The organism is Chryseobacterium sp. OV279 (assembly GCF_900128945.1).
Lineage (GTDB): Bacteria > Bacteroidota > Bacteroidia > Flavobacteriales > Weeksellaceae > Chryseobacterium.
The window spans coordinates 572,286-597,914 of the sequence record NZ_FQUD01000002.1 but is presented as its reverse complement, the minus strand read 5'-3'; the positions used below and the strand labels follow the sequence as shown (position 1 = coordinate 597,914).

12 protein-coding genes are annotated in these 25,629 nt (G+C 38.3%); 4 read left to right on the top strand and 8 right to left on the bottom strand.

The features are described 5' to 3' along the window. Positions 1-253: 253 nt before the first annotated feature. Together BUA72_RS10550 and BUA72_RS10545 are read right to left on the bottom strand one after the other, a co-directional pair. Positions 254-1,030 carry a zinc ribbon domain-containing protein gene (locus BUA72_RS10550; RefSeq protein ID WP_034726472.1) on the bottom strand — a complete coding sequence of 259 codons (777 nt, stop codon included), beginning with the start codon at positions 1,028-1,030 and terminating at the stop codon, positions 254-256. Positions 1,031-1,033: 3 nt separating this feature from the next. Beyond that, entirely contained in the window at positions 1,034-2,131 is a 1,098-nt protein-coding gene (locus BUA72_RS10545) for a Nif3-like dinuclear metal center hexameric protein (protein WP_072922882.1), read from the bottom strand. Between the two features lie 61 nt (positions 2,132-2,192). Here BUA72_RS10545 and BUA72_RS10540 point away from each other — a divergent pair, with 61 nt between their 5' ends. Then, the gene (locus BUA72_RS10540) at positions 2,193-3,020 is read left to right on the top strand and encodes an ion transporter (protein WP_034726475.1); all 828 of its coding nucleotides are present in this window, start codon (positions 2,193-2,195) and stop codon (positions 3,018-3,020) included. 286 nt (positions 3,021-3,306) lie between these two features. Here BUA72_RS10540 and BUA72_RS10535 read toward each other — a convergent pair whose 3' ends face one another. The 4 genes from BUA72_RS10535 to dnaE form a co-directional block, all read right to left on the bottom strand. Further along, positions 3,307-4,899: a GEVED domain-containing protein gene (locus BUA72_RS10535; RefSeq protein WP_072922881.1), complete on the bottom strand. Its 1,593-nt coding sequence runs from the start codon at positions 4,897-4,899 to the stop codon at positions 3,307-3,309. A 200-nt stretch (positions 4,900-5,099) separates the two neighbouring features. Then, positions 5,100-6,989 carry a T9SS-dependent choice-of-anchor J family protein gene (locus BUA72_RS10530; protein ID WP_072922880.1) on the bottom strand — a complete coding sequence of 630 codons (1,890 nt, stop codon included), beginning with the start codon at positions 6,987-6,989 and terminating at the stop codon, positions 5,100-5,102. A 295-nt stretch (positions 6,990-7,284) separates the two neighbouring features. Continuing rightward, positions 7,285-10,839 carry a T9SS type A sorting domain-containing protein gene (locus BUA72_RS10525; protein ID WP_083544178.1) on the bottom strand — a complete coding sequence of 1,185 codons (3,555 nt, stop codon included), beginning with the start codon at positions 10,837-10,839 and terminating at the stop codon, positions 7,285-7,287. A 334-nt stretch (positions 10,840-11,173) separates the two neighbouring features. Beyond that, positions 11,174-15,841 (bottom strand): DNA polymerase III subunit alpha, encoded by a 4,668-nt coding sequence (dnaE, locus tag BUA72_RS10520; protein WP_072922878.1) that lies wholly within the window; start codon positions 15,839-15,841, stop codon positions 11,174-11,176. Between the two features lie 292 nt (positions 15,842-16,133). Between dnaE and BUA72_RS10515 the strand changes: the two genes are divergently transcribed. After that, complete coding sequence (locus BUA72_RS10515) at positions 16,134-18,230, top strand: S8 family peptidase (protein ID WP_072922877.1); 2,097 nt, start codon at positions 16,134-16,136, stop codon at positions 18,228-18,230. 202 nt (positions 18,231-18,432) lie between these two features. Further along, positions 18,433-20,505 (top strand): alpha-ketoacid dehydrogenase subunit alpha/beta, encoded by a 2,073-nt coding sequence (locus BUA72_RS10510; protein WP_047448628.1) that lies wholly within the window; start codon positions 18,433-18,435, stop codon positions 20,503-20,505. A gap of 62 nt (positions 20,506-20,567) precedes the next feature. Here BUA72_RS10510 and BUA72_RS10505 read toward each other — a convergent pair whose 3' ends face one another. Further along, complete coding sequence (locus BUA72_RS10505; RefSeq protein ID WP_072922876.1) at positions 20,568-23,600, bottom strand: T9SS type A sorting domain-containing protein; 3,033 nt, start codon at positions 23,598-23,600, stop codon at positions 20,568-20,570. Positions 23,601-23,918: 318 nt separating this feature from the next. On the opposite strand from BUA72_RS10505, the gene BUA72_RS10500 reads away from it, so the two are divergent. Continuing rightward, a complete protein-coding gene (locus BUA72_RS10500) occupies positions 23,919-24,944 on the top strand; it encodes a bestrophin family protein (protein WP_072922875.1) in 1,026 nt (341 codons plus the stop codon). A gap of 113 nt (positions 24,945-25,057) precedes the next feature. Here the strand turns inward: BUA72_RS10500 and BUA72_RS10495 are convergent, their stop codons facing one another. Then, positions 25,058-25,516, bottom strand: coding sequence for an Lrp/AsnC family transcriptional regulator (locus tag BUA72_RS10495; RefSeq protein ID WP_047448638.1), 459 nt, complete (start codon positions 25,514-25,516; stop codon positions 25,058-25,060). Positions 25,517-25,629 lie beyond the last annotated feature (113 nt).

Sequence of the window (25,629 nt, the reverse complement as noted above, 5' to 3'; positions counted from 1 at the left end):
GTTGTCGAAATACATGAACATTGTTTCGTTTCCGGGACGGGGCAACGGGCTAAAGCCCGTTTCTATTGAATTTTTATGATGATTAAGCATATATAAAGCTGTCGAAATAAATGAACATTGTTTCATTTCCGGAACTATGCAACAGGCTAAAGTCCATTGAATATCCATAGTGATTAAGGATTTCAAAGCATTCTATTAAACACAAAAAAAGTGCTTCATTGCTGAAGCACTTTTTATATGGTTTGAATTGTAATTAAAATTTAATTACAGATTTCATTCTGTCGTTTTCTTCCATTACCAATTCGTCATCAACCAGGATTTTCCCTGAATGCTCATCGATAATAATTTTCTTTCTCTGAGCGATTTCCATCTGCTTCTGAGGAGGAATTGTGAAGAATGAACCTTTCGGCGCTCCTCTTTCCAATCCTACTACAGCAAGTCCGTTGATAGAGCTCTTTCTGATTCTGTTATATGAAGCCAGTAATCTTTCGTCGATCTTACCTGCATACTCTTTAGACTGCTCTATTAAGTACTCTTCTTCTTTTTGAGTTTCAGATACAAGACCATCCAATTCTTCTTTTTTGAATTTTAAATGGTTCTTAAGATCTTCGATTTTACTGTTAAGTTCGCTTAAAGTTTCATTTTTGTGAGCAATTTTAGCTCCGAATTCTTTAATTCTTTTTTCAGCAAGCTGAATTTCAAGATCCTGGAATTCCATTTCTTTTCCTAATGCTTCAAACTCTTTATTGTTTCTTACGTTATCCTGCTGAGATTTGTATTTTTCAATTAAAGTTTTTGCATGGTTAATCACTTCATGCTTAGTTTTGATCTGATCGTCCTGATCTTTGATGTCTGCATGAAATTTTTCAGCTCTTTTTTCAAGTCCTTCAATCTCAATTTCAAGATCTTCAACTTCAATTGGCAATTCTCCTCTGGTATTTCGGATTTCATCCAATCTTGAATCAATGATCTGTAAATCGTATAAAGCTCTTAATTTTTCTTCAACTGAAATATCGTTGGTTTTTGCCATATCTTAAATGAAATAATTTACTGGGTTTGTTTTTTCAATAGATTTTGAAATTGCAAATGTACTAAATTTTTGTGATAAAATTTCAAATAATTGTTGAGTTACAAATTGTTCTGATTCATAATGGCCTATGTCACAGATCATCATTTTGGATTCTGCCAGAAAATAGTCGTGGTATTTAATATCTCCGGTGAGGTAAGCATCACATTTTTGGGATAATGCAGCCTTAATTCCGCTTGCTCCTGAACCTCCAAGAACTCCTACTCTTTTGATTTTTTTGCCCGTAAAATCAGAATGTTTAATCAATTCCAGCCCGAATTTTTCTTTAACGAACTTTAAAAAATCCTGCTCCTCCATTCCTTCTTCCAAATCACCATACATTCCCAAACCTGTATGCTGGTTATCGTTCTCCAACTGATAAATCTGATGAGCGACTTCTTCGTACGGATGCGCTGCCTTCATGGCTGAAATGATTCTCCCCTGTTTGTACCCTTCAAAAATCACTGAAATCATATCTTCATCAGCGTTTTCACGAACGTCTTGCTGTCCCGAAAATGGATTAGAGCCTTCCGTCGGTCTGAATGTCCCGTTTCCGTTAAGGGTGAAGCTACATTCGTCATAAAACCCTATGTTCCCGGCTCCTGCAGAGAAAAGCGCTTCTTTTACCTGCTCAGACTGTTCTTTCGGTACGAAAACCGTCAGTTGTTTTAAATTATTTTTTTTAGGCTGAAGAATTTTCACGTCTTTTAATCCCAAATGGCTGCAAATTCCATGATTGACTCCAAAGAAATCATTATCAAATGCCGTATGGATGGCGTAGATGGCAATTTTATTCTCAATAGCTTTTAACACAGCTCTTTCCACATAGTTTTTCCCCGTCAGTGATTTTAAACCCGAAAAAATAATGGGATGAAAACATACGATCAGATTACAGTTTTTCTGAATAGCCTCATCCACAACATTCTCCAGAGCATCGTGGCAAACCAGTATCCCGCTTACATTACGGTCCGGCACTCCGCACAGCAATCCTACATTGTCAAAATCTTCTGCCTGCTGCAGTGGAATACGGAGTTCTATTTTTGAAATTACTTCGCTTATTGTCATTTTATTCTGTATGTTTGCTACGAAAATAACGATAATTTGTTAATTTTAAAAAACATTAAAAATGGAAAGAGAACATAATCTTGTTCCTGAAGACAAGCTTTGGAAAAGGTTTCTTTACAGGGTTATCTACCGTGCCGACACCAGACTCGGGAAGTTATTTGACATTACATTATTATCTCTGATCCTGATAAGTACCGCCATTATTATGATGGAAAGTGTACCTCAACTTGACAAGAAATTTCACAGAACTTTTCTGATCCTGGAATGGATCATTTCCATTTTCTTCACGGTTGAATACTGGATGCGTATCAGTGTGGTAAAAAATAAGAAAAACTATATTTTCAGTTTTTTCGGAATCATCGATTTTTTGGCACTGGTTCCTTTCTTCCTTAGCTTTTTCTTTCCGGTGACCAAATATTTTCTGATTTTCAGAATGCTGAGAATGCTAAGGGTTTTCAGAATTTTCAATCTTCTGGATTTTATGAATGACGGTTACCTCATCGTAAGGGCTTTAAAACACAGTTCCAGAAAGATCTATATTTTCCTTTTATTCCTTATTATTTTTTCTGTGATTGTGGGTTCTCTGATGTTTATGGTGGAAGGCGGAAGACCCGGTTTTGAAACCATTCCGCAGTCTATTTACTGGGCCGTAGTTACCGTTACCACTGTGGGTTATGGCGATGTCTCTCCTATTACACCGATGGGTAAATTCTTTGCTGTTATTCTGATGCTGGCAGGTTATTCCATCATTGCAGTTCCTACAGGAATTGTGACTGCCGAAATGCGGAATAAAAGACAGAATCTGGAAAAGATCTGCGAGCAGTGCGGTAATGAAGATATTGATGATGACGCAAGATACTGCAAACAGTGTGGCAAGAAATTAGCTTAGTATTTGGTATTGATATTAATCTATTAACCAAATACCACAAAAATCATGGAACCACAAAAGAAAAATAAGCCCAATAGCCTGGTCATTATCCTTTTTTCATTAATTGTACTAATGATCATTATCTATTTTATCCTTGTTATGTTTTTCCCTACCCTTTTTGAACATATGACTACAGGTGATATACAGCCGGTACCTAATAAATGATGGGTAATGAGTGATGGGTAATAAGTAATATAAAAAGACGGCAGTAGCCGTCTTTTTTTTGTAGTGTTATGATTTTTTCTTTCTATTTTTTAATGGCTTTAATACTTTGTTTAGAGCCGTCTTTCATATTCAGGGTTACAAAGTATAATCCCTGTTTCAAGTCTCCCAAATGGAGTGCTGAAGAAGGATTATCGATGGTTTTCACCAATCTTCCTGATACATCGGAAACCGAGACTGATTTCACAAGCTCTGCTTTTGAAATATTCAGAACATCTGTGAACGGATTCGGATATGCTTTAATAGCTGCTTTTGCACCGGACACTTCAGACGTTGACAGTGACGCGGTTTCTACTTTAAAGTTATCTATAAAGAATTCGTAGTCTTCCGGATCATTTACCGTTCCATCGGAAGCATAAAATGCAAAAACCGTATTCGCTCCAGTGTAGGAAGTCAGATTATAAGAATAGGTAGCAGAGGTATTAGAAGGTCCGTTTGCCGCATTCCAGGTCTGTAGAACCGTCCATGTGCTTCCTCCATCTCCTGATACCAGAAACTGAACAACATCATCAGATCCCATACCGGATGGTGTAGTATCGAAAAACGCTGTCACTCCGTAGTCAAACTTAACTCTGTAGCCTCCCGCTGAAAGATCGAAAGGTACCGTCTTCAGCCATGCAGCATTACCCGTAAAGTAAAGATTGACTTTTGCAGAATTGTTACCGTCGTCCGCGTTCAAAAAGTCTCCCTGATACCATAGTTCTTCGGTATCATCAGGTCCTGTAGTGGGATCTCCACCTGAAGCCTGTTCCCAGCAGTTGCCCGGGAATGTAGCAAAATCATTGGTATATGCAGTGGTAGGTACAACCGTGGCACATTCTGTTGTAAACGATGTTCCTACAGACCACGCACTTTTATCGGAAGCACTGCATACAGATCTCACCCATACGTAGTAGGTAGTGGCAGGAGAAAGTGAAGATAATGATGCCGTAATAGCGGATGCACCTACACTTCCCGTAGCCGTAGTCGTACTTGTTGGTCCTGTACTTGTATCAGAATGGTAATATTCATAACCTACGCCAACGGTGCTTGTAGAAGCTGTCCAGGAAATAGAAGCCGAGTTTGAAGTAACGGTACTGGAAGATAAATTACCTGGTGAAAGGCAGCTTGGAGCCGCTCCGATAACTACCGTATAATCGTGTGCTTCTCCATACCCCGCTGTATTACATGGTTCCGGCTGGCTTGAAAAGCGGTCTCCCACTCTCATTCTGTAAGTTCCTGGCGCAGCAGTTAAGGGAATACTGATTGTTCCGTTGGTCACTGAATTGTTGTCAGGACCTGTACTGCTTGCTTCAGCAACCAATTCAGGTGCTGCGTCATCAAAAGTTCCATTGTTATCAAAATCGATCCAGATTCTGACATTTTGGTCAGAATAGCCATGGGTAATAGAAAAGGCATAATTAACGCCTGCATTCATGTTAATAGTCTGTGTGAGGTAATCTCCATATGCTCCCTGTGAACATCCTGTATCCAAATGGCTGAATCCGGCAGCCGAAATTGTAAAACTGTCAATTACATCTCCTCCATCGCATCCACTTGAAAACTCAGGGATACAATAGGTTTGCGCAAATGCCGACGCGCTAATCATTAACAGATTCGCAAGTAAAATCTTTTTCATATAATATTTGTTTATGGTATAAGCTAATTTAATAAAAAAAATACAACATAATCATTTTTTAAATTTAAAAAACAATACTTTTAACAAATATCATTACCTATTGAATTACTCCTATTTTTTAACTGATTTTATTCAGTAATTATCATCAAAAAAACAGCAGCCAAAAGGCTGCTGTTCTATAAGATATGGTCAATAAAAATTTATTTTTTAATGGCCTTAATGGTTTGTTTAGATCCGTCTTTCATATTCAGAGTTACCAGATATATTCCTTGTTTCATATCTCCCAACTGAAGGGCTGAAGAAGGATTATCAATTGTTTTTACAACTCTTCCAGCCAGATCAGTAATAGACACTGACTTCACTTTAGAGATCTCAGAAATATTCAGAACATCTGTAAAAGGATTCGGATAGGCTTTGATGTCATTTTTAGCTCCTGAAACTTCTGAAGTGCCCATTGCAGAACAATTCTGAGTGACCGAAATCGTATATTTTCCAAATCTTGCTGCTGAATATCCTGTGAGTAGTACATGATATGTTGTACCTGCCGTAGCATTGAACGTTAAAGTGGAAGCATTGAATATATTAGGGGTAGGACATCCGCCATCAGCATATCCCACACCTGAGGTATTACCTACACATGTAAGTCCTGAACAGCCTCCCGAATACACTCTTAAATAGCTGTCAAATTCTGTTCCACAAGCACTTACAGTTATCGATCCTGTAGCGACAGCTGTCACGGTATACCATACTCCTCTATAGCTTCCTGTAGTTCCCCCGCTTCCACAAGTACTGCCGGGAAGGGTGTCATTGGAAGCAAGCGCATTATTCCCTTCTACTGTTCCACCACACGTTATTGCAATGGCGGTATTGCAGGTATCGTTGGAAGGAACTGTGGGTGTTGTTATAAAGATGCTGAAATTTGATACTGTACCAGGAGTAGAGGTGGAAGAATATACTCTCAGATAATACACCTGTCCTGCTGTTAAATTCTGCAGCAACAGATTAGAATTTCCAAAGCCTCCGCTTGCACAGGCAACCGCTGTAAGACTGCCGCAAGATCCGGAATAAACCTGCGCTGCCGTTGCATTATCAGTATAATTGATTGTTATCAGGTGTGTGGTTTCTGTAGCCGTAAATGAATACCACACATCATCATTTATACCGGTGGCTGAACAAGTTGGTGCGGTCTCTGTACTCTGGCTCGCTCCTTCAGTGGTACCTGTGAGGAGAACTCCCACACTTAAGGGAACCGCATTAGCACAGTTATCGTTGGCAGGAGCAGAAGCAGTAGTAAAAGAAATTTCAGAACAACCTACAGCATCACCAATGGCATTGTATGGAATCACTGTGGCATAATATGTTGTCTGAGGGCTGAGACTGCCCGGAATATTATAAGTATTCACATTTCCTGCATCCGTATTATTTACAATATCAGTTCCTCCGGTCGTAGTACCTACTTTAATTTTATATCCTGAGGCTGATGATATCAGGTTCCAGTTCAGAATACCATCTATATTTACCCCGGTAGCCCCATTTGCTGGTAAAGTAAATAGGGTGCAGTCGGGTACGATAGTGGGAGGAGCATCTACAACAAAATTATCTGCAAAAAGATAAAGCTGGTCTGTATCCGTTGCATGAATTGCTACATACACCGTTTGTCCCACGTATGCATATAAACTAATTGTTTTTTGTGTCCATGTACCCGGAGCCTTTGACGTAGCCTGAATCACTGTGGAAAAAGCTGCTTGTGTCTGGTCTGTTGTTGAAAGCAGGACTTCATAATTTTCCAGAGCGAATGTATACGCTGATTTTATATAGAAAGAAAATCTGTCACTAATCCCTGCCTGAACATTGATAGCTTTTGTGATCAAATAATCATCATGAGCTGTAGAATTATATGTAATTCCCGCTACGTTTGTCCCGGACTGTGCTGTTCCTGAATTCGGCACACGAATATCCCAGCCATTACTGCCGCCAGCGTTGATTACAGCCCAACCTGTGGGAAGTGTAGTTCCGGAATCAAAATTTTCTGTCCACTGTCCAAAGATAAAAACAGGAAACATTGCCATAAAAAATAAGAGTTTTTTCATATCGTAAGAGTTTAAAATTAATAATGGCAATGTATCAAACATTTCATCATTACAGCAATAAATCAATGAATTACATAAAAAACAAACCGCTCATTTATTTCTTATTACTAATAAAGAAATCCTGTTTTATATTTTAACAATTATCTATAATTCACCATATGAAATTTATTTTTAAAATAATCCCACACCTAGATTTTTCGCCTATTTATGTAAAACTGCTTCACAAAAAAGACCTTCATCAAAAAAAACAGCAGCCTTCCGGCTGCTGCTCTATTATAATATGGTCAATAAAATTTTATTTTTTAATGGCCTTGATGGTCTGCTTAGATCCGTCTTTCATATTCAGAGTCACAAGATACATTCCCTGTTTCAAGTCACCCAACTGAAGGGCTGAAGAAGGATTATCAATGGTTTTCACCACTCTTCCTGCCAGATCAACAATAGATACTGACTTCACTTTAGAAATGTCAGAAATATTCAGAACATCTGCGAAAGGATTCGGGTATGCTTTAAGATTGTTTTCTTTTTTAACCTCAGAAGTACCCATTGTAGAGCAATCCTGCGTCACAGAAATCGTATATTTTCCGAATCTCGCTGCAGTATAACCAGTCAGTAATACATAATACGTAGTTCCTGCTGTGGCATTGAATGTTAAAGTAGATGAATCATTAAGATTTGCACCAGGGCATCCGCCGTCAGCATAACCAATTCCCGAAGTATTGCTTACACACGAAAGTGCGGCACAACTTCCAGAATACACTCTTAAGTAACTGTCAAACTCTGCTCCACAAGCACTGATTGTAATAGGTCCTGCTGCATGAGCTTTTACGGTATACCATACTCCTTTATAACTTGCTGTAGTGGTTGTTCCACCGCAAGTACTGGTAGGTAAAGTTTCGTTGGCAGCAAGTGCATTGTTGCCTTCTACTGTTCCACCGCAAGGAATTGCAATTGCCGTATCACACGTATCGTTAGCAGGCGCTACCGGTGTAGTGATGCAGATGCTGAAAGATGAAGCTATCGTAGTAGTACTTGATGAAGAATATACTCTTACATAATAAACCTGACCTGCTGTTAGGTTCTGTAACAATACATTTGAATTACCAAAAGCCCCATCTGTACACGACACTGCTGTAAAACTACCGCAAGCTCCTGAATACACCTGTGTTGCTGTAGCATTATCCGTATAATTTACTGTTACCAGGTGCGTTGCTGCAGTAGCCGTAAACGAATACCAAACATCGTCATTGATTCCGGTGGCAGCACAAGTTGGAGTTGTTCCTGTACTTTGAGTCGCGCTATAAGTAGAACCACTTACAGGATTTGTACAAGTTCCCGTACCGCTCACTGTTAATGAAACCGCGTTAGCACAGTCATCATTTGCCGGAGGAGGAGGCAATGTACCGATACATAGACTAAATGTATTAGCATAAATCGTTGTAGAGGTATTTGCATTGGAGTTATACACTCTTACATAATAAGTTTCTCCAGCTGTAAGGCCAGTAAGCGCAGTGTAGTTTGTATTTGAAGTGATACAGGTTTTGTTGACCAAAGCCCCACATCCTCCTGTGAATACCTGTGCATACAGGCTCGTAGATGAGCTGCTTCCCACTGATACCACATTTTTTAACCAAATCGTATGTGCAGTTCCTGTTGCAGTAAATGCATACCAGACATCATCATCAGGAGTTCCTGAACAGGTACCTACCGGAACTGAAGAATTGGTTGCTCCAAAAGTAGTTCCCGAAGTTACAGATCCACAGCTCATATCTGGATTAACAGTCAAAGTAGCAGCACCTGAACACTCGTCATTTGCCGGAGGTGCAGGTAGCGTTCCTATGCATAGATCAAATGTATTGGCATACAATGAAGCCCCGGAGTTAGCATTTGAGTTATAAGCTCTTACATAATAAGTCTCCCCTGCTGTCAGGTTAGATAAAACAGTATAGCTTGAATTTGAGGTAATACATGTAGTGCTGGTTAATGTTCCGCACGCACCACTGAATACCTGAGCATACAATGAAGTAGATGAAGAAGTTCCTACAGAAGCTACATTCTTAAACCAGATCGTATGCTTTGTGCCTGTAGCAACAAATTTATACCATACATCGTCATCAGGACTACCTGAACAAGCACCTACCGGCACATTAGAATTGGTTCCTCCTGAAGTATTTCCTGACGTTAAAGAACCACAGTTCATATCAGCATTTACCGTTACCGTTACCGCATTCGCACAATCGTCGTTTGCCGGTGGTGGCGGAGGTGTGGATACACAAATACTAAAGCTCGCGTTGGTATTTGCATTGGATGAATAAGTATAAACTCTTACATAATAGGTCTGGCCTGCAGTAAGTCCTGTCGCCATATTGATATTATCATCAGAACACAATATGCTGGTCATTGTACCACAGCTTCCTCCAAGAACCTGGAAGTACATATCGGTATCAGAGCTGACACCGGTAGAAACTACATTGGAAATCGTAATCAGATGACTGCTTCCTGTAGCTGTAAAACTGTACCAAACATCATCTCCCGGATTACCACTACAAGGCGTAGCGGCCATAGAGAAAGTAGCCCCAAGAGTATTCCCTGGTGTTGACGTTGTACAAGTCAACCCAGGATTAACTGTTAACGAAACTGCCCCGGAACAATCATCATTAGCAGGAGGTAATGTGGCTCCTGTAGTGAAGTTTCTTTCCGTACATCCTGTAGAAGCAGCATTTGCGGTGTAGGCTGTTATTGTATAAAAATATTGAGTAGAAGGGTTAAGCTGCTGTGCTGCAGTTAAAGTGTAACTCAATACATTTCCTAAGTCAAAATTACTCAATACATTATTAGCTCCTGCAGATGTCCCGATACTCAAACGGTACCCTGTCACACCTGTTACAGCAGACCATGTAAATGTAGGCTTTACCGAAGTTCCCAGTACAGATGCTGCAGGAATACTTACGGAAGGGCATCCCAACGAAGCAGTAGTAAAGCTTCTTTCCGTACATCCGGTACTTGCTCCCACTGAGTTTAATGCATATACTGTATAATAGTACTGCGTACTGAAGCCAAGAGAGCTGGTAAATGTATAACTGACAACATTTCCAATATCTACCATATTCATCACATCTGTACCTCCTGGCGTTGTTCCTACGCTCAACTTGTAAGAAGATGCATAGCTGGATCCCGCCCAACTGATCGTAGGCAACACAGATACATTGGTTGCATTTGCTGCAGGAGCAGAAACAACCGGACATACCGGTGCTGCTGCCGGAGAAAGCCCCAACAATGAGGTAACAGATTTGGTAGTCCCACGTGTTCCTGAAGGAGGAGCTGCAGGATCTGGATTTATCGTATCACTTCTGTATGCTAACCCTGAATTTGAAGGTCCTGTATACGTGTAAAACTTATTGGTACTAGCCGTATAGTCTGCCGTATTTTCATCAATAGCAATAACCAGGTTATCGGTATTGTTATAGGCAAAAGGTGAACTGAAGTTGACCGTAACTTCATTACCCACGACACTTACGGCTCCTGAAAATACCTGAGTCATACTGGCTAAAGGAACCCAGTCTGTAACAGAGCTAAAGCTTGTCTTAGTGGTATGTCCTACATAAACCACCCAATCAACAGATTTGGAAATATCTGCATTATTCGGGAGAAAGAATTTTACCCCCGTAACATTGCCTGCTGCTGCTGCATTAATTTCAGTCTTGGTAAAAATCTGCTGACTGTAATTATAGCCGAAATTCACATCCACAGGCATATACCCGCCCTGTGTAGTTCCGCTGCCCAGAATCACCTGGGCATTGATGAGTGTCGCCATTAAGAAGAATAAAAACGACAATAGAGTTTTTTTCATAAATAGTAAAAATAAAAATTAGGGTTGTAAATGTACTTAAATATTCAATAATGAATCAAAAATTAACATAAAATATTAAATCAAAACAATTAAAAAAGCCTATTTTTTAAACAAAATTAAATATATGTTTAATTTTAACTTAAAATTCACAATCTGAAGATAAATTAAATACATTTGATTACCAGTTATTTACAATGAAATTTAAAATCACTTAAATATGAAAAATATTAACTTAACATAAAATAATTTTTTACATCTACTCCACTCATTTTCAATTAAAAAAACAAAAAAAGCGACAAAATGCCGCTTTTATATTTTTAATAGGTACCCATTATCAATTCAAATAGAACTCATATTTGTTGAGAAGCTGAATTTCCTTGATCAGGTCACCATTCAGATCTACAGAATGTTTCATAGACTGAACTTCAATCTGGGAATCATCTTCTATATTTTTGATAAAGAATTTAAGTTTCTGATTTCCTTTATTCCTGTCGAGAACTGTTCTGAAGAAATCAAGATCTTCAGCCCGAACATCCATCACATCCATCACCAGAGAAATGCTTTTTGCAAACCTTTCAAAAGCTTCCTGAAGCTCTATGACATCGTTTACATTCACGAAAACCCTTCCATCTTTTACCTGTGCGAATTTTATTTTAAAAATTACAAACCTCTGAACTTCCAGCTTTTCTTTCAAACGCATATAATCCCTGTCTCCAAGCCTGAAAGAATAGGACCCGGAATAATCTTCCAGCGTTACAAAAGCTACTTTTTCACCGCTTCTGAACCCATCCTGTACTCTATACTCAGTAATAAGTCCGGCTACGGTATATTCTTTTCCACCACCTCCATTTTCTCTTTCTTTCTGAAGCGTTTTCCAGTCTTTCTTCTTTTCTTCAAACAGTTCTTCCTGCTTATTAGCAAAAGCCTGCTCTTTGTACGCGTCCACCTCATCAAGGTTTAAGAACATAAAATTCCCTTTTGGTTCGGCTTTTTTCGTGACTTCTTCTATCACTTCCTCTTCTCCTATGGACAATTCATCAGAAACGACTTCAATAAGATCCACCGTTTCATCCAAAGAATCTTTCTCCAAAATAGGAACTTCGTCCGTCACCAGCTTTTCTTCCTCGTCTTTTTCCAGGACAGATTTTTTAGATAACTGTCCCTGCATAAACTGAAAATGATATTTAAACTCATCCAGCGGATGTGCAGAAAGATAGAATCCTATGATTTCTTTTTCTTTATTAAGTTTATGCATATTCGGCCATTCCGGGCAAGGTGGCAGTTTTGGCTGCTCGATCTGCACTTCATCGGCAAAGTCTGCGAAAAGAGAGTGCTCCATTTCGTTTTTACTCTCCTGGAAACTCTGTCCGTATCTGATCAACCTTTCCAGATTAGTTTTACCAGCCATATCAATATCAAAATACTGACCCCTGTGGTAAGAACCAAGTTCATCGAAAGCTCCTGCCAATACTAAACTTTCCGCCACTCTTTTATTCATTTGGGAAGGTTGAATTCTCTCGAAGAAATCATAAATATTTTTAAACCTTCCATTGGCTCTTTCTCTTGTAATCGCCTCACTCGGCCCTTCTCCAATCCCTTTGATTGCTCCTAAACCGAAACGGATCTGCCCTTTTTCGTTTACAGAGAATTTATATTGAGATTCATTCACATCCGGCCCCAAAACATCTACCCCGATACTCTTGCAGTCCTCCATAAACATGGTAATAGAGTCCGTATTGTTAATGTTGTTACTCATTACACTCGCCATATATTCAGCCGGATAATTAGCTTTCAGATAAGCAGTATGGTAGGCAATTAATGCATAGCATGTAGAGTGAGATTTGTTGAAGGCATATTCTGCAAAGGCTTTCCAGTCATTCCAAATTTTTTCTAACCGCTCTTCGTTAAGATTGTTTTTCCTTCCTCCTTCAATGAATTTAGGGTACATTTTATTCAGAACGTCGATCTGCTTTTTACCCATGGCCTTTCTTAGCGTATCGGCTTCACCTTTTGTAAAGTTGGCCAGCTTCTGGGATAAAAGCATTACCTGCTCCTGGTATACGGTAATTCCGTAGGTTTCTTTTAAATATTCTTCGGTCTCCGGTAAATCGTAAACAATTTCTTCGATTCCGTGCTTCCTGTTGATAAAGTTCGGAATATATTTAATCGGTCCCGGACGGTACAAGGCGTTCATGGCAATAAGATCGGCAAAAACCGTAGGCTTAAGCTCTCTCATGTACTTCTGCATTCCGGGGCTTTCATACTGGAAAATCCCGACAGTTCTACCTTCTTTAAACAACTGGTATGTTTTTGTATCATCCAGCGGAATTTCATCCGGATCAAGGTCTATATTATGTCTTTGCTTTACCAGTTTCATGGCATCTTTAATGATCGTCAGCGTTCGAAGTCCCAGGAAGTCCATTTTCAAAAGTCCGGCACTTTCCGCCACCGAGTTATCAAACTGGGAAACCAGAATATCTGCATCTTTCGCGGCAATGGTGATCGGAACCAGGTTACTTACATCCTCAGGCGTAATAATCACCCCACAGGCGTGTATTCCGGTATTCCTGATACAACCTTCCATTTTCCTGGCACTCGCCAATACATCGAAACGCGGATCATCAGGATTATCGAGGACCATTCTCATTTCATCCACCAGCATTTGATCTTCAGGCTTCAGCTTATCATATTTAGCTAAAGCTTTTGCGATGTTCATTCCGGGACTTGGCGGAATCAGTTTTGCAATATTATTGGTATCAGGAATCGGAAGATCCAATACCCTTCCGGCATCTTTAATAGCCGATTTACCTCCTAAAACTGAATACGTAATAATCTGTGCTACCTGACTCTGTCCATATTTTTCGATTACCCATTTGATCACCCTGTCCCGGCCTTCATCATCAAAGTCAATATCAATATCAGGCATGGAAACCCTTTCCGGATTCAGGAATCTCTCAAAAAGGAGATCATATTTAATAGGGTCAACGTTGGTAATCCCAATACAGTAAGCTACCGCAGAACCTGCTGCAGAACCCCTTCCCGGTCCTACCCAAACGCCCATATTCCGGGCTTCGTTACAGAAATCCTGCACGATAAGGAAATATCCGGGATAACCGGTATTCGCAATTACATCGAGCTCAAAGTCCAGACGTTCTTTGATTTCATCTGTAATTCCGGTTTCAATATATCTTTTTCTTGCTCCTTCATACGTTAAGTGTGTAAGATAAGCCATCTCCCCTCTTTTTCCGCCATCCGCAGCATCTTCAGCATGGATGAACTCTTCCGGAATATCAAACTTAGGAAGAAGAACATCTCTTTTTAAAGTATACGGACTAAATTTCGCAAGAAATTCTTCATACGCATCAAAAGCATCCGGATAAGCCAGAAACGTTTCTTTTATTTCGTCGCTGTTTTTAATATAATATTCTCCCGTGGTAAGTCCTCGTCGTTTTCCGAAGCCTTTTCCTACCGGAGTTGTCAGCTTTTCACCGTCTTTGATACAGCTTACGATATCCTGGATATTGGCATCATCTTTTTGGGTATAAAATGTTTCGTTCTGGGCAAGGATTTTTGTATCGTATTTATCAGCCAAATAGAGTAAAACTTCATTCAAATGCTCTTCTTCAGGCAGTTTATGGTTCTGAAGCTGCACATAGAAATCATCACCGAAAGTTTCCTTCCACCATTTAAAAAGCTCTTCCCCTTTCTGCTCCCCTGTATTAAGGATCGCATCAGGAATATCTCCCAAAATACCGGAAGTTACAGCGATAAGTCCCTCTTTATATTCAGCGATCAATTCTCTGCTGATCCTCGGTACTCCGAAATAGAACCCTTTCAAAAATCCTATACTCGAAAGTTTCGCCAGGTTTTTATATCCGTTAAAATCCTTCGCCAAAAGAACCATCTGCGTTCTTCTGTCGGGATCATCTTTGGTAAATTGTTTCTGTTCGTAACGTTCTGATATGTAAAACTCACATCCGACAATCGGAATAAGCGGTGCTGAAACCGGTTCTTCTTCTGTAAATTCTGTTCCGTTTTCTTCAGCTTCCTGTTTTTTAGCAAGAAATTCTTTATGCTTTTTTGAACGGTCGGAGTTTGTGGACTCTACCGCTGATACAAATTTAAAAGCCCCCATCATGTTTCCGATGTCTACCATTCCTACGGCAGGAAAGTTTTCATCAGAAGCTTTTTTGATCAGATCATTTATGCTGGAAGTCGCCATCAATGTTGAGAAAACACTGTGGCTGTTGAAGTTGAAATATTTTCCGATATCAACTTCGTCAATATTTCGGGAGTCTGTATGTTTTTTCTTACTGTTAAAATCAGCAACCTGCCGTCTGATAACAATAGGAAACGGCTTTATCGGATCAGGATAAAGTCTTTTGAAATACTCAAGCTGATCTTCAGAGATTTTCAGTACTTCGGAAGGAATGACGCCTATCCTCATCATTTCGAAGAAAACCCTGGCGGTCGCATTTACGTCGGCTGCTGCGTTGTGCGCTTCGTCAAATTTATGACCGTAAAGCTTTTCGTACAGCTCTTCCAGTTTAGGAGATTTATACCTTCCTCCTCTTCCGCCACCAAGCTTACAATAATCTGTTCCCAGAATCATGGTATCAGCTTTAGGTTTAGCCTGAAGGTTGTCTTTTATATCTTTTCTGAAGAATTCTGCTCCTACGATATTGTAATCGAACTCTACATTGTGCCCGGAAACGATTCTTACCCTGTCCAGTGCTTTGGAAAATTCCTCCAGGATCTCCTGCAGGTCACGTCCTTCTTCATTGGCGATCTTGGTGGTAATTCCGTGGATCCTTGCGGCGTTGAAGGGAATATCATACCCTTCAGGTTTTATAATATAATCCTGATTTTCAATTAAATTACCCTCATCATCATGTATCTGCCACGCGATCTGAACCATTCTTGGCCAGTTATCAGAGTCTGAAAGCGGAGCATTAAAATTCTTAGGTAAACCGGTTGTTTCTGTGTCAAAAATTAAATACATATAAGTTTCTAACTTTTCTAAAAAAAAGAGAATGTAAAGTTACTCCATTTTTTCAAAAATTCAGCAGTAAAATACAAAAGAAAGGCGAATAACTTTTCACAAAATTAGCTTTATAAATAAAAAGTGAATTTTATCTTAAAAACAAACATCAATTATGAATAATTAAATAAAAATAACAATTTAAATAAATTAATATCAATAAAATAAACTAATTATTGAAATATAAATAATAAATCATTGTCAATTGAAATAAGTTCATATATATTTGTCCCGATAACAAAAAAATATCAATATGAAAAAACATTTATTTCTGGCTGCAACATTGGCCGCCCTATTTGTAAGTGCTCAAAAAAATGACGCTCTATACAAAGAATTCGAAAAACAAAGAAACACTAACAATGAAAAATTTGATGCTCTTGTAGCCCGGAACCGTGAAGCTAAAAGTGGTAAGAGTGATCAAAAAGAGATTGAAGAAAAAAGAAGTCTTTTAGCAGGATTTATAGAAGACACACCTTACTTTTATGAGCCTCATGATATTGATCAGATTAAAAATTCCAATTCTGATTTTATCCAGAACGGAACCATTTCGGGATTAACTGGGTCTTTTAATGGTGAGAACATTAAATTTACTGTATTTGACGGCGGACGTGTTTATGCCGGACACGAAGTTTTCAACAACAGTACAAACAGAATTACCAATAAAGAAGCAAGCACGATGAACTACAGTGCCCACGCTACCGGAGTCTCCAGCTTTATCGGTGGGAAAGCTTACACTTATTTGGGGAAAAATATCCAGGGAATTGCTAAAAATTCTACAATTGATTCTTATTCCTTTTCCGCGTCTAAGCTGCCAGGAAGCACAACTGAAAGTACTGTATTTCAAAAAATATTAACTGCCATGCCTAAAATATCCAATCATTCTTATGGCACCAATTTAGGGTGGGATTACAAGGTGATCGACGGAAGCTACAAATGGTTATGGACCAGTTATTACAACAAAGGAATTAGCTACGATGCGCAGGGGCTATACTTTACAACTGACCAAAATTATGATCAGATAGTCTATAACAACCCTTCTTATATCATTGTTAAATCTGCTGGTAATTCTTTTGGTATGTTACCACCAGCTTCAGCAGTGAAATATTACAGCTCAGGTTCAACTTACGTTAAGTTTAAATCCGCAGATGTACTACCTAAAAAAAATTGTGATCAGGGATATGACTGTATAGGACCGGGCTCACTTGCTAAAAATATTATTATTGTTGGAGCTTCTGATATCATCACGGCCAACGGAAAAAGATATAATACCGCATCAGATGTAGTCCATTCTTCTTACAGCAGTGCCGGACCAAGAGATGACGGAGGTATTAAACCCGATATTACTACCGTAGGCCCTAATGTATCCCATGCCTCCACTGCTGAAAACACGATCGGAAGCCAAGATTATGCATCAGGAGGCAATGGAACTTCCTATTCCGGACCCATTGTAACGGGTATAATAGGGCTTTGGACGCAGATCAATAAACAACTTTTCAGTAATGCCGAACTGAATGCCGCATCTGCTAAAGTCTTAACCATACACTCTGCTTCAGAAGCAGGAAATATCGGCCCGGATCCACAGAATGGATGGGGATTCATCAATGCTAAAAAAGGAGCAGAATTATTGGTAGGAAAATCTAATAATACCGTAATCTTCACAGATGAAACACTGAATAGTAGTATAGCCAATAAAAAAACAGTTACCGCTTCCGGCACTGAACCTTTGAAAGTAACTATATCATGGATTGACCCGGAATATAAAGTAAATGAAAATGCGGATTGGCCGGATCTTCATAATAACAGAACCTCAAAATTAGTCAATGACCTGGATTTAAGAATTATAGACACCTCAAATAACACTGTCTACTATCCTTGGAAACTGGATGTAAACAGTCCAATGACCGCTGCAACAAAAGCAGACAACAAAGTAGACAACGTAGAACAGGTTGTCATTGATGCTCCTGTGGCAGGAAGAAGTTACAGAATAGAAATCACCAATAAAGGCAGTCTGGTCAATAATTTGGGAGCTGCGGCACCTCAAAAATATTCCATCATAGTAACGGGTCACAGCGGCGCTTCTGTTTCAAAAACAAATCAGACACTCGCTCTAGAGAGCCCTATAAGCAATATCATTATTGCTCCAACTAAAACAAAAGACATTGTGAAAGTATTGAATGCTCCGAAAAAAGCTACATTCAATATTTATGATCTATCCGGCAAAAAGCTACAAAGCGGAAATATCAATGGTGATACCGAATCTTTAAACCTTTCAGCATATTCCAATGGTATTTACATTATTGAGGTAAAAACTGAAAAAGATGTCATTTCCAAAAGAGTTATTAAAGAATAGCAAATCAACTTTTCATTAATTCCCCGGCCGCTTTCAAATCTTTTGAAAGCGGCTTTTTTTTAAAACAAATCATTATAAACAGCACAGTCTCAAAGCACTGATTTCCGGAAAACTAATCGCGGAATAAGCCCTCACCCACAACAATTTTAAGAAAACACTAACACTTGTTCGTATTTTGTTTTTTTGTGTATATTTGCTTCCTATGGAAAATACACTTCACGAAAAAGTTTCTCAGGATATTTTGCTAAAAGCGTACAATCACATGATGCTGGCTAAAGCAATGGCAGATATCTATGAAGAAAACAGAAATATCTGTAAATATGTTCATAGTACTTCGAGAGGCCATGAGGCTATTCAGCTGGCTACCGCTTATCAGCTAAAAAAAGAAGACTGGATTTCTCCTTATTACAGAGACGAAAGTATTCTTTTGGGAATCGGTTTTGAGCCGTATGAACTGATGCTTCAATTGCTGGCCAAAGCGGAAGATCCTTTTTCAGGAGGAAGATCGTATTATTCTCACCCTTCAAGCAGAGACGAAAACAAACCGAAGATCATTCACCAGAGTTCCGCTACAGGAATGCAGACCATTCCTACTACAGGAGTTGCACAGGGAATCAAGTATATTCAGGAGTTTAATTTACAGACTTTTGAAAACAATCCTGTTGTGATTTGCAGCCTTGGAGACAATTCCGTAACGGAAGGTGAAGTAAGTGAAGCTTTACAGTTTGCTGCTCTTCATCAACTTCCTATCATATTCCTTGTACAGGATAATGAATGGGGAATTTCCGTAACTAAAGAAGAAGCAAGAACATGTGATGCTTACGATTTCGTAGCTGGGTTTACAGGTCTTAGCAGAATGCGTGTAGACGGAACCGATTTCGTGGAAAGTTTTGAAGCGATGAAAAAGGCCGTGGATTTTGTAAGAAACGAAAGAAAACCTTTGGTTGTCTGTGCAAAAACCGTACTTATCGGTCACCATACTTCAGGAGTAAGAAGAGAATTCTATAGAGACGAAGAAGATTTAACAAAACATAGAGCTAAAGATCCGGGTGAAATCCTTAGAAAACAACTTCTGGAATCAGGAGCTGACGAAGATCTTTTAAAGCAGATCACTAAAAAAGCCCGCCTTGAAGCTGAAGAAGCTTTTGAAAGAGCTAAAAATGCAGAAGATCCAAAGCCGGAAACGGTTATGCAACACGTTTTCGCTCCTACTCCAATTACGGAGGAAACGGGAACGCGTGAGCCTGCAGGCGGTGAAAAAATCGTTATGGTAGATGCTGCCATTCACGCGGTTCAGGAACTGATGTGGAAGCATCCTGAAGCCCTTCTTTACGGACAGGATGTAGGAGAAAGAATCGGAGGTGTTTTCAGAGAGACGGTGACTTTAGGAAAAAAATTCGGTAGTAAAAGAGTCTTCAATACGGCTATCCAGGAAGCTTATATCATCGGATCAACTGCCGGAATGAGCGCTGTAGGATTAAAGCCTATCGTAGAAGTTCAGTTCGCGGATTACATCTATCCGGGGATCAACCAGCTGATCACTGAAATTTCAAAATCAAGTTATTTAAGTCAGGGGAAATTTCCTGTAAGCAATATCATCCGTGTACCTATCGGTGCATACGGCGGTGGCGGACCTTACCACAGTGGAAGTGTAGAAAGTATCTTAGCCAATATTAAAGGAATCAAGATCGCTTATCCTAGTAATGCAGCCGATTTCAAAGGTTTATTAAAAGCAGCTTATTACGATCCGAACCCAGTGATCATGTTAGAGCACAAAGGTTTATACTGGAGCAAAGTTCCGGGAACTGAAGATGCTAAAACTATTGAACCGGCAGAAGATTATATCCTTCCTTTTGGAAAAGGTAAAGTAATTATTGAAGCTGATCAGAATGAAACTGAAAAAGGCAGAACGTTATTGGTAGTCACGTACGGAATGGGTGTTTACTGGGCGAAGGAAGCTGTGAAGAATTTCAGCGGAAAAGTGGAAGTAATCGATCTGAGAACCATCATTCCTCTGGATGAAGAACTTGTGTTCGAAAGAGTGAAAGCCCACGGAAAATGTATCGTTCTTACGGAAGAACAGTTGAATAATTCATTCGCTGAAGCATTTGCACACCGTATCTCGAAAAACTGTTTCAAATATCTGGACGCACCTGTAGAAACCATGGGTTCTCTGGATGTTCCGGCCGTTCCTATCAACTTGATTCTGGAAAAAGAAATGCTTCCTAATGCTGAAAAACTCAGCAAAAAGATTGAAGAAATGCTGAAATATTAAGAAATTAACTTTCTTTCATCAATAAAATCAAAGCCTCAGAATATCTGAGGCTTTGTTATTTTCTATTTCTTTATGATCTTTTTAACAAAATTTCCTTTTTCGGTCTGAATTTTTAAAAGATAAACCCCAGCTCCCATGGTATTTACATCTAATGTTGTTTTAGAATTGTTGATCTGTTTTTTATTAAGAATCAAATTCCCACTCATATTATAAAGCTCAACATTTTTAATATAATCATCTTTCGTAGCTACCAAATTAACTACTGATTCAGCAGGATTTGGAAAAACCATTACTGATCGTTCACTATTTTTAGTGTTACCCACAACTTCATTAGTTCCTAACGTAATCTGGCTTACATCCATAACATATAACTCATTTCCGTAGGAGTTGAAATTATCAGAATCCCTAAAAGGTGCATTTAAAAATATTTTGTTATTTACTTTTGCAAGAGTATTGATAATAACATTATTGGCAATAGCTCCATTGACCTGAATGTCTGCTTCCTTTATTCCTGAAGTTCCATTAGTTATCCAAATTTTATTTTCAGTATACTGCTTATTAAGGAAAAACAAATTATCATTAATACATTGAGCGCTATCCTGCATAAAAAGGGATACATTGGGTGTAGGATGCATATAAATATTATTAAACTGATTATTACTGTAAGCCCATATGCTGCTGTATCCATAGTTACTTGGAACCTGCATAAAATAAACCTTATCCGAACAACTGGTTATAAAACTTGATGAATACGGAGATGACGAATAAGAACCATTTGGAAATTCTTCTGTAGAAATTTTATGCGTTCCATTAATAGTTCCATCAGAAACATAGGGTGAATGCAAAGTAAGGTTTGTTTGATTCTCTGCGCACGCATAAAAATAAAGCTTATTATTGTGCATAGCTACATGAGTATTGAATCCAGGATTCGAATAGTGCGGATTACTAAAGGCTTTTAGCATGAAAGTTCCATTCACTGTTCCATCTGAAATCCACACCTCATAATTACTCGTCCAATAATCTATTTGATTGTAAACTAAACAAAAAAACTTATTGTCTGTATTTCCTAACACTGAAACCATGTTTCTTTTTGCTCCAAAATCATGAAAAACGTTTGTATTACCTTGCGTGCCATCAGTACTCATTAGCACAGACTTATTCAGGTTATGATCATAAGACGTGAAAAAAGTAGTATTATTCAATCTCGCATACTTCTCATTACTTGATACATAAGACGATACAATACTTGTTCCAGCGCTTGTTCCGTCTGAAACCCAAAGCTTTTCTCCTGCTCCATCATTGGCTTTAAATAAAAATTTATTCAACCCCAATTTGAAAAAGTAAGGCGTATCATAGCTAAGTCCATTCCCATTAGGATTAATATCTTTTACCTGAAGCGTTCCTGCCGCCGTCCCATCAGAAACACATAATTCTAAACCGGAACCGTTAATCATACAAGGAAAATAAATTTTATCATTTATTTTAACACTTGGAATATCTTTGACATACGATGATCCTGAATTAACCTGAACAGTCATATTCTCATTGATTTTTTTTGTCCCTGCCACAGAACCATCAGACAACATAGGACCTAACCCATATTCGTCTGATCCAAAATAAAATAGTTTATTGTTCAACTCTTGGGGTGAATAAAGATATGAACCGCCTGTAGAATTTGCATTTTCATAAATATTTGAGCTGCCATTTCCAAAATCAAATTTAAAAATCTCCTGCCCATATTTTTTGGTCTTCGCATTGATTAATAAATTATTATCCGGTGTATCCACAACATTTATTTCAAAACCGGAATTATAATCAAAGTTTAAATTTTGAATATGTTTTGAAGAATAGCCATCAAATGCAAAATACTCCTTATTTGAATTGGTATATTTCAGAAAGATCAGGTAATTGCTTTCTCCGCTATAAGCATCCGACTTTTTTACCATGGCAGCTGTTTCTAATTCTGGAAATGAATCTGAAAATTTAGTCAGGAAATCACCGTCATATACCAGTTTTGCATATTCTGAAAAGCTTCCTAAATAACAGCCAAAATAAATTTTATTTTTAAATACAGTCATATTATTGATCTCTATATTTCCATAATCTGGAAAAGAACTGGAGGTAACTGCATGGGTTCCTGCTAAAGTCCCATCTGATTTCCATAGCGTGTCATTATTAACAAAAACAAGAGAATTATTCTGTAAAAATAAATTTGAATTCGTGGCTGATAAACCCGGAAGACTCATTACATCTGTCACTGTATTGCTACTGTAATCATAATACGACAGGTAGGAATTATTATTTTTGGTCTTTATAAAATAGATCTGGCCATTAAGCTTCACCATATCGCTTGCTATCGAAAAGTCATCCTGAACACCGGTAAAAACAGGTATTGTACCTGCTGCAGTTCCATCAGATTTCCATATTTTCTTTTCCCAGTAAGCATTAGAATTATAATTCGTAAAATACAGATGGTTGGCAGTTGGTGTATAATTTCCCGCAGATAAAGTGGAATTATTATTAAGAGTATTTACAATTTCAGTTCCTGCAGCAGTCTCATCTGAAATCCAAAGTTCACTTCTACTCGGACTCCCAAACTGGTGGTAAATATTAAAATAAAGTTTGCTGTTAAATTTCGTAAATGAAGTAATGACAAAATCCGAAGTCATAAAATTCGAATTAGGAAATTCTTTTATCAGCTTTGTGCCTGCATCTGTCCCATCTGTTTTCCATAAACTTAACAGCGAATTCTTTTTGATAAAGAAATAAGCGTTATGATCTACCACAGAAATATACAGTGCTTTTGCCGCGTCATAAGTATAGACATTATCTTCGTTTACGTAATTCTTGTATGCTGAGCTTATTTTTATCAGTAATTTACTTTTCGCCCCATCAGAATCCTTTATTGCAATACCAAATTTCGAATTAAAAATCAATCTATTTCCTGTGATAAAATTTAGATTTGTTGGATTACTATCCTCATTAAAATTAGTTTCCAGCAGATTTGCATTAAGGGTTAAATTTTGAGCCAATAATACATTATTATCCAAAATACCAAAAAGAGTGATTAGGGAAATCACCTTAAATATTTTCATGTTTATAATTTTTTGCAAATATAAACTATAGATTGTATTTGATATCAGCAGCAAGGCAAAATTTCTATGACATAAATCTATGGAACCTCACTGTTTAAAGCATGTGTTCATAATATCTTTGTCATCATTTACAATTTCCATAACAAAGATGATGATGAAGTTTTTTTTAAATGAGAAAGACTAAAAAAACATTACCATATTAATTATACGAAACCTCTAATTTTTTTAGAGGTTTTTTTTATTACATTTATTAAAGCAAAAGACCACCCTGTTTTTGGTATTTCTTTTGCTTATGCACACCCAACTTGATGAAACAATATGATCACCACCAAATATTTTAATTACAAACAGGTTCTCAATCTCGCAGGCGGACATATTATCTGGCTTACGGCCTGGTGTACTTTAGTGGCAGCCCTTTTTTATTTTTTTAAATGGAAATGGATGATCATACCATGGGTTCCTGTCGCCCTGATTGGTACTGCAGAAGCTTTTTATGTGGGTTTTAAAAATAACCAGGCCTACGACAGATTGTGGGAAGCCCGGAAAATATGGGGTGGAATTGTGAATTCCAGCCGTTCTTTCGTTTCCATGCTGTATGCTTTTAACACCACGGGTGAAGGCAACAGTGAAACAGAAAGCATCAAAAAGAAAATTGCATACCGCCATATTGCATGGCTGTATACGTTCCGCGAACAATTATTAGTGCCTACGGAATGGGAGCATATGTCTCAGAAAAGACATTTTGGGGATATTAATATCAGGAGACACCGACTGATTAAAGCCGGATTCCCTGATTATGGAAGAACGCCTATTTTCCTTCATAAATACCTTTCGGAAAAGGAACTGGATCTTCAGCCGGAATATAAAAATTTCGCCACGTATCTGATTTCAAAACAGGCCAAAGATGTGAATGAATTGAAAAATTTCGGTGATATCACAGATTTCAACCAGATGCAGCTTCAGGAGGCTCTGAATTTGTTTTATGACTATCAGGGACAGGCGGAAAGAATTAAAAAATTCCCTTCACCGAGACAGTTTGCGAGTACGGCCTTTATTTTTAACGTGATTTTCATTATGCTTCTTCCTTTAGGACTAGTAAATGAATTTGCGAAACTAGGAAACTGGGGAATATTGATCAGCGTTCCTTTCTGTGTCATTATCGGATGGATCTACATCGTGATGGAACTTGTTGGTGACTACTCAGAAAACCCGTTTGAAGGAATGATGTTCGACATTCCGATGCTTTCCATATGCCGGACCATTGAGATCGATGTCCTTCAAATGATTGGAGAGCATGACGACCTTCCTGAACCTATCGCTTCAAAGAACGGAGTCCTCGTATAAATTTACCTGAGTTCGGTAAGACACTTGTTTTAGATTTCAGACATCAGACATCAGATTTCAGACGATCATTTAATAGTTAATTACGACCAACCATCAACCAAACCCAGTTTAAATTACAGAACAATAGCGGTTGTATTTTTCACTTCAGAGATCATAAAAGAGCTGTGCGTGCTGGCTATATGCTGAAGCGCCGTTAATTTGCTGAGCATGAAATTCCGGTAATCCTCCATATCTTTTACCCCAATTTTAAGGATATAGTCGTAATCACCGCTTACATGGAAACATTCGGTCACTTCCTGCAGATTCATGACTTCCCTTTCAAACTGCAGCACAAATTCTTTTTTGTGCTGTGTTAATTTGATATGACATAAGACAATAAAATCCCGGTCAATTTTATGCCTGTCCAATAATGCGACATACTTCGAGATCACGCCTAGATTTTCAAGCTTTTTTATCCGTTCATAAACAGCCGTTACAGACAAACCAAGCTTGTAAGACAGTTCTTTGGTGGTCTGTTTGCAGTCTTCCTGAAGGAACAGGAGCAGTTTTTTATCAGTTTCATCAAAGTTCATAGATAATTTTTTGGATAAAGTTTAACAAAATCAAATATAATAAACATATTTTCTAATAAAAGCAAAAATACCAGATTTATATTCTACATATTTAAATATCTCTTGTAATAATT